Here is a 10,634-nt window from a genome sequence, read left to right as displayed (position 1 = left end):
CATCCCCACCCACTGCGCCCCATGACCGGGAAACACAAACACCGCAGAACCCCGCGAACGAGCAACACCCCGCACCACACCCACATGCGGAACACCCCGCGCCAACGCCCCCAACGCCCCCACACCATCCGACCCCAACACCACCGCCCGATGCTCCAACACCGCCCGCCCCGTCGCGAGGGTGCGGGCGACACCTGCCGGGTCAAGGCTCCCGGCGACGCCGATCAGCCGTTCGGCCTGCCCCCGCAGTGCCTCGGGGGTGCGGGCGGACAGGATCCAGGGCAGCACCGTGGTGTCGGCGATGCGCGGAGCGGGCTCGTCGGTGGCGTCGGCCCTGTCCTCGGGCTGGTGGTTGGTCCGGTCCTCGGGCTGGTCGTCGGTGGGTGGGGCCGCGGCGTCGGCGCTCTCCAGGACGAGGTGGGCGTTGGTTCCGCTGATGCTGAACGAGGAGACGCCCGCGCGGCGGGGCCGCTCGGGGTCCTGCGGCCAGGCTGTCGGGGAGGTCAGCAGCCGGACCTGGCCCTGGGACCAGTCGACGTGCGGGGTGGGTTCGGTGACGTGGAGGGTGGGCGGCATCTCCTCGCCGCGCAGGGCCATCACCATCTTGATGAGGCCGGCGACACCGGACGCGGCCTGGGCGTGCCCGATGTTCGACTTGACCGACCCCAGCCACAGCGGACGGCCCTCCGGCCGGTCCTGCCCATAGGCGTTGAGCAGCGCCTGCGCCTCGATCGGATCACCCAGCGTCGTACCCGTGCCGTGCGCCTCCACCACATCGATATCAGCGGCGGCGAGCCGGGCGTTCTCCAGCGCGGCGCGGATGACGCGTTCCTGCGAGGGGCCGTTCGGCGCGGTCAGGCCGTTGGACGCGCCGTCCTGGTTGACCGCGGAGCCGCGCACCACGGCCAGGATCCGGTCGCCACGGCGGCGGGCGTCCGAGAGGCGGCGCAGCACGAGGACGCCGGCGCCCTCGGACCAGCCGGTGCCGTCGGCGTCGGCGGAGAACGGCTTGCAGCGGCCGTCGGCCGCCAGGCCGCGCTGCCTGCTGAACTCGGTGAAGATGCCCGGGCTGATCATGACGGTGACGCCGCCCGCGAGCGCGGTGTCGCACTCGCCGTTGCGCAGCGCCTGCACGGCGAGGTGGGTGGCGACCAGCGAAGAGGAGCAGGCGGTGTCCACGGTGACCGCGAGCCCTTCGAGGCCCAGGGCGTAGGCGACGCGGCCGGAGACGACGCTGGGCGCGCTGCCGGTGAGCAGATGGCCCTCGACGCCCTGCGGGAGGGTGCGCAGTCCGGTGCCGTAGGCGGACGACGAGGAGCCGATGAAGACGCCGGTGCGGGTTCCGCGCAGGGACAGCGGGTCGATGCCCGCGCGTTCCAGGGCTTCCCAGGAGGTCTCCAGCATCAGCCGCTGCTGGGGGTCCATCGCGAGCGCCTCGTGGGGGGAGATGTTGAACAGGTCGGCGTCGAACTCGCCCGCGTCGTGGAGGAATCCGCCTTCGCGCACGTAGGTCGTGCCGGCGGTGTCGGGGTCGTCGTCGTATACGGCGGTGTCCCAGCCACGGTCGAGGGGAAATCCTGAGATGCCGTCACGGCCTTCGGAGACCAGGTGCCAGAGGTCCTCCGGGGAGTGCACGCCCCCGGGGTAGCGGCAGCCCATGCCGACGATCGCCACAGGATCGTTCCCGCGCGCCTCGACCTCCCGCAGCTGGCGCCGGGTCTGCCGCAGGTCCGCGGTGAGCCGCTTGAGGTAGTCGAGATACTTCTGGTTGTCGGCCACTCGATGCCACCTTCTCCGGACCGGCAGTTCACTATTTTTCGCGCGGGGAATCTCGCACAGATCGCACGGGCCGCGTATTGCATGGTTTTTCGGGGTCCGAATCTTTTCGGATTCCCGGAAAATCGCCCCAATACCACCAGCAAAACCCTCACTGAGGCTACGAACGACTCCACGGCACAGACAACCCCTAGCCCACCCCTAGGGGGGACGAACCGTGAGGTCGGTCCGGGTGCAGAGCGGCGGACCGGCACGCCGGGAATGACCGGCGCGAAGAGGGGCCGTGCCGTCCTAATACGCCAGGTGGTCCGGACGGCCAGGAAACCCGTCCGCGTCGCCGTCCGGCCCTTCTGGGAGGTATTCCGGGAACATTCGCGGAATACCTCCGTAACGGAACACACTCGGGTGAACTCCAGCACCCGGCGGGGTCCGCTCAGTGGTGGGTCACGGGCTCTCCAGTTCGTTGTCGATGAGCGCGAAGATGTTCTCCTCGGTGGCGGAGTGCAGATCTGCGTCCCGGCCCTCGTCGGCGGTGTTCCGGCTCTCGGGTCCGTCCGCCCACCGGGCGAGCAGGGCGTTCATCCTGACTCGCAGCCGGGCACGGTCGCTGTCGGACAACTCGGCCGAAGCGGACTCCAGTTGGTCCAGTTCGGCCATCATGGCCTCCGCCGGATCGTGTGTGGGCGGCACCAGATCGGCCCCGAGCCGCTCGGCGAGCGCGTCGGGCGTCGGGTGGTCGAAGACGAGGGTGGCGGGCAGCCGGGTGCCGGTGGCCGCACCGAGCCGGTTGCGCAGTTCCACGGCGGTCAGCGAGTCGAAGCCCAGGTCCTTGAACGCCCGGTCCCGTTCGACGGCGTCCGCACCGGCGAAGCCGAGCACGGTGGCCGCCTCCGACCTGACCCAGTCCAGCAGCACCTGCGCCCGCTCGGCAGGAGGCAGGGCCCGCAGCCGGTCGGCGAAACCGGTCTCCCGGGCCGTGGCGGCGGTGCGCCGACGGCCCCGTACCAGACCACGCAGCAGATGCGGCACCTCGGGGCGGCCGGCGAACCCGGTGACATCGACGGCACCCGGCACCACGGCGGGGTCGGGGCCGGTGAGAGCCTCGTCGAGCAGGACCAGGCCCTCGTCGGCGGTGAGCACGGGCAGACCGGAGCGGGTGGCCCGCCGGCGGTCGTCGTCGGTGAGCACACCGAGCATCCCCGCGCCGACGTCCCACGGGCCCCAGGCCAGGGACAGGGCCGGCAGCCCGCAGGTGTGGCGGTGGTGGGCCAGGGCGTCGAGGTAGGCGTTGGCCGCGGCGTACGACGCCTGGCCGGGGCTGCCCAGGACGGCGGAGACGGACGAGAAGAGCACGAACTCCTCCGCGTCGGGGACAAGGTGGTGCAGAGCGCGCGCCGCAGTGATCTTGGTTGCCAGCACCGGGGCGACGCGGTCGGGTGTGAGGGCGGTGGCCACGCCGTCGTCCAGGACACCCGCGAGGTGGAAGACGGAGCTGATGCGTCGCCCGTCCAGCACCTCGGCCAGGGCTTCGGGATCGGCGACGTCGCAGGCCACGATCTCGACCCGCGCTCCGGCGGCCTCGAGGTCCGCCGTCAGAGTGTCCGCGCCTTCGGCGTCCGGGCCACGGCGGCTGAGCAGCAGCAGCCTGTCCACCTCGCGCCGGTCCACCAGGTACCGGGCGATCAGCGCGCCCAGAGCACCCGTGCCACCGGTGATCAGCACCGTGCCGCCCGGTTCCACCGCATGGGGTACGGACAGCACGACCTTGCCCACATGCCGGGCCTGGCTCATGAAACGAAACGCGTCGGGCGCCCGCCGTACGTCGAAAGTCCGCACCGGCGGCAGACTGAGCACACCCCGCGCGAACAGGGCCAGCACGTCGTTCAGCATCTGCCCGATCAGCTCGGGGCCCGCCTCGCTCAGGTCGAACGCACGGTACATCCGGTCCTCCACCGAGTCCGGATCGCGGATGTCCGCCTTCCCCATCTCCACGAACCGTCCGCCCTCGGTCAGCAGCCGGACCGAAGCGTCGACGAACTCGCCCGCCAACGCGTTCAGCACCACATCCACCCCGCGCCCGCCCGTACGCTCCGCGAAGACCTTCTCGAACTCCAGATCCCGCGAGGAGGCGAGGTGCCCCGTGTCCAGCCCGGTCGCGCCCCACTTGCCGGGGGAGGCCGTGCCGTACACCTCGGCTCCCGCATGACGCGCGATCTGCACCGCCGCCATCCCGACCCCGCCCGCGGCCGCGTGTACCAGCACCGATTCCCCGGCCGCCAGACCGCCCACATGCAGCAACCCGTAGTACGCCGTCACGAACGCGATCGGGACCGCGGCGCCCTGGGCGAAGGACCATCCCTGCGGAACGGGAGCCACCAACCGCTCGTCCGCCACCGCCAACGGCCCCATCGCCCCGCTGAAGAACCCCAGTACCCGGTCCCCCACAGCGAATTTCGACACCCCGGGCCCGGTTTCCACCACCACTCCAGCGGCCTCGCCCCCCAGCTCCACCTCTCCGGGGTACATGCCCAGCACGTTCAGCACATCGCGGAAGTTCATCCCCGCCGCGCGTACCGCCACCCGCACCTGTCCTGCTTCCAGTGCGGCTTCCGCATCCGGCGCGGGCACCAGCCCCACACCCTCGACGGCACCCCGCGATACCACGCCCACACGCCACGGGCCATCGGGCGCCCGCAGGGTGCGTTCCGCGAGCGAGGTCAGACGGGCGGCGTACAACCGGCCGTCGCGGACGGCGAGTTCTGGTTCTTCCGCACCGGGCGCGCTGAGCAGCGCGGTCCACGGGTCGGTGTCGAGGTCGACCAGCAGCAGGCGGCCGGGGTTCTCCGACTGCACGCTGCGCAGCAGGCCGCGCACGGCTGCGCCCGCCATGTCGGACAGGTCGTCGCCCGTACCGGCGGCAACGGCGCCCCGGGTGAGCACCACGAGTGTGGCATCGGTGTGCTCGCGGGCCAGGAAGTCCTGGACGGTGGCCAGCATCGCGGTCACCCGTGCCTCCGCGTCGTCCCCGCCGTCGTCCGGTGCCGAGGTGACCAGCAGCAAGTCGGCCGAGACCGAGGCGATGTCGGAAGCCCGTGTGCAGTCGGCCCCCAGGGCCGAGAGGGCCTCGGCCGCACCGTACGGGTCGTTGCCCAGGACGGCCCAGGTTCCGGCGGTGCGAGCCGCGTCGGGGAGCGGAATCCAGTCCACCCGGTGCACCGGCCGCGACAGGGCGGTACCCGTCGCGGCGTCCTCGGCAAGGGGGCGCAGCACCACTCGGCCGACCGAGAGGACCTTCTGCCCGCCGGGGTCGACGGCCAACAGCTCCACCCCTCCGGCGCCGCGTGGTGAGACACGCACCCGGAGCGTGGTGGCGCCGGAGACGGTCAGGGCGATCTGCGACCAGGAGAACGGCAGTCCGGGAGGTCCGGCGGGGCCGTCGGAGGCCACCGCCCCCACGGCGAGCGAGTGGAGAGCGGCGTCGAGCAGCGCCGGGTGCAGTCCGAAGCGTCCGGCGTCGGCGTGCGCCGTCTCGGGCAGCTCGACCTCGGCCCAGAGGTCCTCACCCGCTCGCCAGACTCCGCGCAAGCCCTGGAACGCGGGCCCGTAGTCCAGGCCGGCCGCGGCCAGCTCGGGGTAGAGCTCGTCGATCGGCACAGCCTGCGCGTCGGCCGGCGGCCAGGACGGAGGGGGCCCGGCGACCGGGGCGGCGGCCCGCAGCGCGCCGGAAGCGTGCCTGGTCCACGGCTGCCCGAACCAGCCGGTGCCGTCGGACGTACGGGAGTGGACGGTGATCTGCCGCCCCCCGTCCTCGCCCGGGGCGCCCACGGTGACCTGAAGCTGGACGGACTCTTCGGCGGTCAGCACCAGCGGCGTGTGCAGTACCAGTTCGTCCACGACATCGCAGTCCGTCTGGTCGCCGGCGCGCACCGCGAGGTCGACGAACACCGTGCCGGGCACCACGATCCGGCCGTGCACCCGGTGTTCCGCGAGCCACGGGTGTGTACCCAGGGAAATGCGTCCGGTGAACAGCAGACGGCCGTCATCGGCGATTTCCACGCCGGCGGCGAGGACGGGGTGCCCGGTCTCCCCCAGTCCGGCGGATACCACGTCACCGGGATGTGCCGCCGCTGAGGCCGAGGGCCAGTAGCGCTCGCGGGTGAACGCGTAGGTGGGCAGCTCGATGCGCCGGCCGCCGGCGGGGGCGAGCAGGGCGGCCCAGTCCACCGCGACACCCCGCACGTGCAGGGTGCCCACAGCACGGAGCAGTGTTTCGGTTTCGTCGCGCCCGGGCCGCAGTGCCGGTACGGCCGTGGCCTGGTCCAGCAGCGCCGAGGCGGCCGCCGACAGCACTGCGTCCGGGCCCAGTTCCAGTGCTGTCCGTACGCCGGTGAGCGAGGCGAGTGCGTCGGCGAAGCGGACGGGTTCGCGGATCTGCCCCACCCAGTAGCCGGGGGTGTCGATCGCCCCAGGGGCGGTGGTGAGAACGGGGATCTGCGGGGCGTGATATGTCAACGACTCGGCGACCGTGGTGAACTCGGCCAGCATCGGCTCCATCAAACGGGAGTGGAACGCGTGCGAGACCGCCAGCCGCTTCACCCGCACACCACCCGCCCGAAGCCGCTCCTCCAGGCCGCCGACGGCCTCCGCGTCACCCGACACCGTCACCGACACCGGCCCGTTCACCGCCGCGAGATCCACCCCGTCCGGCAGGACAAGCGCATCCTCGGCCAGCTCCACGGCCAGCATCGCCCCACCGGCCGGCAACGCGTCCATCAGCCTGCCGCGCGCCGACACCAGAACACACGCGTCGTCCAGAGACAGCACCCCCGCGCAGTGCGCCGCAGCCAGCTCACCGACCGAGTGCCCCACCAGCATGTCCGGGACCACCCCCCAGGACTCCACCAGCCGGAACAGCGCCACCTCCACAGCGAACAGACCCGCCTGAGCGAACACCGTCCGCTCCAGCAGACCGGCGTCCTCCCCGAACACCACCCCACGCAACGGCAGGCCCACATCCACCCGCGCACACACCGCATCAAAAGCATCCGCGAACACCGGGAACGCCTCGTACAGTTCGCGGCCCATCCCGGGCCGCTGCGACCCCTGACCCGAGAACAACAGCGCAAGGGTGCTGTCCTCCTCGGCTCGTCCGACGACAGCGCTGCCGAGGTTGCGCAGTGCGGCGTCCGCGGTTTCGCTGTCAGCTGCCAGCACCACGGCACGGTGCTCCAGCGCTCCCCTGGTCGTTGCCAGCGAGTGGGCCACGTCTGCGATGCGGTGCCCGTCGAGGGACGCTCGCAGCTTTTCCGCCTGCGCAGGCAGTGCGTCCGCCGTACGGGCGGAGAGCAGCAGTGGAAGCAGTGGGGTGCTGTCGCTCAGCGGTGCTTGTGCTTCCGGGTGTTCCGCTGCCGGAGCGGCCTCCAGCACCACGTGGGCGTTGGTGCCGCTGACGCCGAACGAGGAGATTCCGACCCGGCGGGGCCGGCCGGTCTCCGGCCAGGGGCGTGCCTCGGTCAGCAGTTCCACCTCACCCGCCGACCAGTCCACCTCGGGGGTGGGCTCGTCGACGTGCAGCGTCTCCGGGAGTACCCCCCGGCGGATCGCCTCCACCATCTTGATCACACCCGCCACCCCGGCGGCGGCCTGGGTGTGGCCGATGTTGGACTTCAGTGAGCCCAGGTAGAGGGGCTCGGTGCGGTCCTGGCCGTAGGTGGCCAGGAGTGCCTGCGCTTCGATCGGGTCGCCCAGCCTCGTGCCCGTACCGTGTGCTTCGACCGCGTCGATGTCGGAGGGCCGCAGATCCGCGTCGGCCAGGGCCTGGCGGATGACGCGTCGTTGGGCGGGTCCGTTGGGGGCGGTGAGGCCGTTGGAGGCGCCGTCGGAGTTGACCGCGCTGCCGCGCACGACCGCCAGCACCCGGTGCCCGTTGCGGCGCGCGTCGGAGAGCCGCTCCACCAGGAGCACCCCGACGCCCTCGCCCCAGCCGGTGCCGTCGGCGGCGGCGGCGAAGGACTTGCAGCGGCCGTCGGCCGCCAGCCCGAGCTGTCGGCTGAACTCCACGAAGGCGGCCGGGGTGGACATCACCGTGACTCCGCCCGCCAGGGCCATCGAGCACTCGCCGGCCCGCAGCGCGCGTACGGCCAGGTGCAGCGCCACCAGGGACGACGAGCACGCCGTGTCCACCGTGAGGGTGGGTCCCTCGAAGCCGAAGGTGTACGCGACGCGGCCGGAGAGCACGGCAGCCGCGTTGCCGACGCCCTGGTGTCCCTCGCTGACTTCGGGATCTCCGGCGAGCAGCACCGGGTAGTCCTGCCCGTTGGTGCCCGCGAACACGGCGGTGTCGCTGCCCCGCAGCACGGCGGGATCGATGCCGGCGTGCTCCAGGGCCTCCCAGGCGACCTGCAGCATCAGACGCTGCTGAGGGTCGGTGGCTACCGCCTCGCGGGGTGAGATGCCGAAGAAGCGGGCGTCGAACTCGGCGATTTCGTTCAGGAATCCGCCCTCACGGACGTATGAGGTGCCCGGACTGCCGTCGGGTTCGTAGAGACGTGCGGTGTCCCAGCCCCGGTCTTCGGGGAAGTCGGTGATGCCGTCGCGGCCCTCGGCGACCAGTTGCCACAACTCGCCCGGCGAGGTGATGCCTCCCGGGTAGCGGCAGGCCATGCCGACGATGGCGATGGGTTCGTCGGCTGCGGCAGAGGCCACCACGCCCCGGTCGCCGTCCACGTCCAGAATGAGGTCGTCGAGGTGGTCGGCCAGCGCAGCGGGGGTGGGGTGGTCGAAGACAACGGTGGCGGGCAGGCCGAAGCCGGTGGCTTCGGCCAGGAGGTTGCGCAGTTCCACGGCGGTGAGCGAGTCGAAGCCCAGGTCCCTGAAGGCTCTGCGGGCATCGACGACATCGGCATCGTGGTGACCGAGTACGACGGCGACGCGGGCACGCACCAGTTCGACCAGTTCACGCCGCCTCTCCTTTGCCCCGAGCGCGGCGAGGCGGGCCGCGAACGCGGAACCCGCCTCCGTGTCGGCCGTCCCTGCCGGTTCCTCCCGCCCGCTCTGCGGCGGGGCGACGCGCAGCCCGTCGAAGAGTCGCTGTGGCCGCGCGGCGGTGAAGGCCGGAATGAAGCGTGCCCATTCCACGTCGGCCACGACCACGGAGACGTCCCCGCCGTCCACCGCCGCGCCCAGAGCGTCGAGTGCTTTCGCCGGTTCCATGGTGCGCAGTCCGCGACGCCGCAGGTAGTCGGCGGTCTCCTCCGAGCCGGCCATACCGCTGCCGTGCCAAGGGCCCCACGCCACCGAGGTGGCGGGCAGGCCCCGGGCGGCGCGACGGGAGGCGATGGCGTCCAGGGCGGCGTTGGCCGCCCCGTAGGCGGCCTGGCTGCCGCTGCCCCAGATGCCGGAGACCGATGAGAAGAGCACGAAGGCGTCGAGATCCGCGTCCCGGAGCGCGTCGTCGAGGTGGAGGGCTCCGGTGACTTTGGCGGCCAGCACGGTGGCGATGTCTGCGTCGCCGACGTCGTCGAGTGTTCCGAACTCACCGCTTCCGGCGGCATGCACCACGGCACTGGGCGGGTGCGCGGCCAGCAACTCGTCGAGGGCCGCGCGGTCACTGACGTCGCAGGCGGCGATCGTGACCTCGGCTCCCGCTGCGGTGAGTTCGGCGGTGAGGTCGGTCATGCCCGGGGCTTCGGCGCCACGTCGGCCGGCCAGCACCAGGTGCGGGGCACCGCGGTCCGCGAGCCATCGGGCGACATGGGCGCCGAGCGCGCCGGTGCCGCCCGTGATGAGGGTGGTGCCGCGCGGCCGCCAGGGCTCGGCCGGGCTCACGGGTGCCGGGGCCAGTCTCCGGCCGAAGGCGCCCTCGGCACGGATGGCCACCTGGTCCTCGCCCATGCCGGTGAGCACGGCCGTCAGTCTGCGTGCGGCGTGCACGTCGAGCTCTTCCGGAAGGTCGACGGCGCCGCCCCAGCGGTGTGGCTTCTCCAGCGCGGCTGCCCGGCCCATCGCCCACAACTGTGCCGCTCCTGGGTCGGCGGCGGACTCCTCCGGGCCCGTCGTGACCGCGCCTCGGGTGAGTACCCACACCGGGGCGCCCTCCCCCCGCACCGCGGCAAGCAGTGCGGCCAGCCCGAGAGACAGCTCCGGGTGAGCGGGGTGCGGCCGGGGGTCGTGCGGGAGGATCAGCCCGTCGACGTCCGGAGCCGGTGTGCGGCCGACGACGACGGTGGCGCCGTGTGCACGCAGCGTTTCGGCGCACCATGCGGCCACTTCGTGGTCCGGCGCATCGGGGTCGGCCAGTACCTGCCAGGTTCCACGCAGTGCCGGCTGCTCGGCCTCCGGCAGAGGCTGCCAGGTGACCGCGTACCGCCAATCTGCTGGGCCGGCTTCTTCGGGGGAAGGCGGTACTGCCCAGAAGTGCTCACGCTGGAAGGCGTAGGTGGGCAGGTCCACGACGTGACCGCCCAGGGAGGCGAGGACCTCGCCCCAGTCGAACCGCACCCCGGCGACGTGCGCTCCCGCGATCCCGGCGAACAGAGCCCCCACACCGTCACTGCCCGAACGCTGCAACGGCACCACCGTCACCTCGGAGTGCCCAGCCAGACAGAGCCCCGCCTGCGCCGACAACACCCCGTCCGGGCCCAGCTCCAAGAACCGCGTGACCCCGACGTCATGGGCCCGGCGGACCGCATCCGCGAAACGCACCGGCTCACGGATCTGCCCCACCCAGTAACCGGGGGTGGCCAGGTCACCAGGGGCGGTGGTGAGAACGGGGATCTGCGGGGGGTGGTAGGTCAGCGACTCGGCGACCGTGGTGAACTCGGCCAGCATCGGCTCCATCAGACGGGAGTGGAACGCGT

Annotated in this window: 2 protein-coding genes; both read right to left on the bottom strand. The window is 72.3% G+C overall.

Features of this window, described 5'->3' with window-relative positions:
• Nucleotides 1–1,779 (bottom strand): type I polyketide synthase (locus IE140_RS35585; protein WP_189461082.1); only part of this gene is annotated, 1,779 nt, incomplete at its 3' end.
• 441 nt (nt 1,780–2,220) lie between these two features.
• Nucleotides 2,221–10,614 (bottom strand): type I polyketide synthase, encoded by an 8,394-nt coding sequence (locus tag IE140_RS35580; protein ID WP_229827165.1) that lies wholly within the window; start codon nt 10,612–10,614, stop codon nt 2,221–2,223.
• Nucleotides 10,615–10,634: the final 20 nt, after the last annotated feature.

This window comes from Streptomyces parvus (genome assembly GCF_014648875.1).
GTDB lineage: Bacteria > Actinomycetota > Actinomycetes > Streptomycetales > Streptomycetaceae > Streptomyces > Streptomyces parvus.
The sequence above is the reverse complement of the archived record's forward strand: the minus strand, read 5'-3'. Positions and strand labels throughout refer to the sequence as shown.

Coding starts and splice junctions, on each gene's coding strand:
- IE140_RS35580 (WP_229827165.1), bottom strand. CDS start 10,614: ATGGAGCCGATGCTGGCCGAGTTCACCACGGTCGCCGAGTCGCTGACC.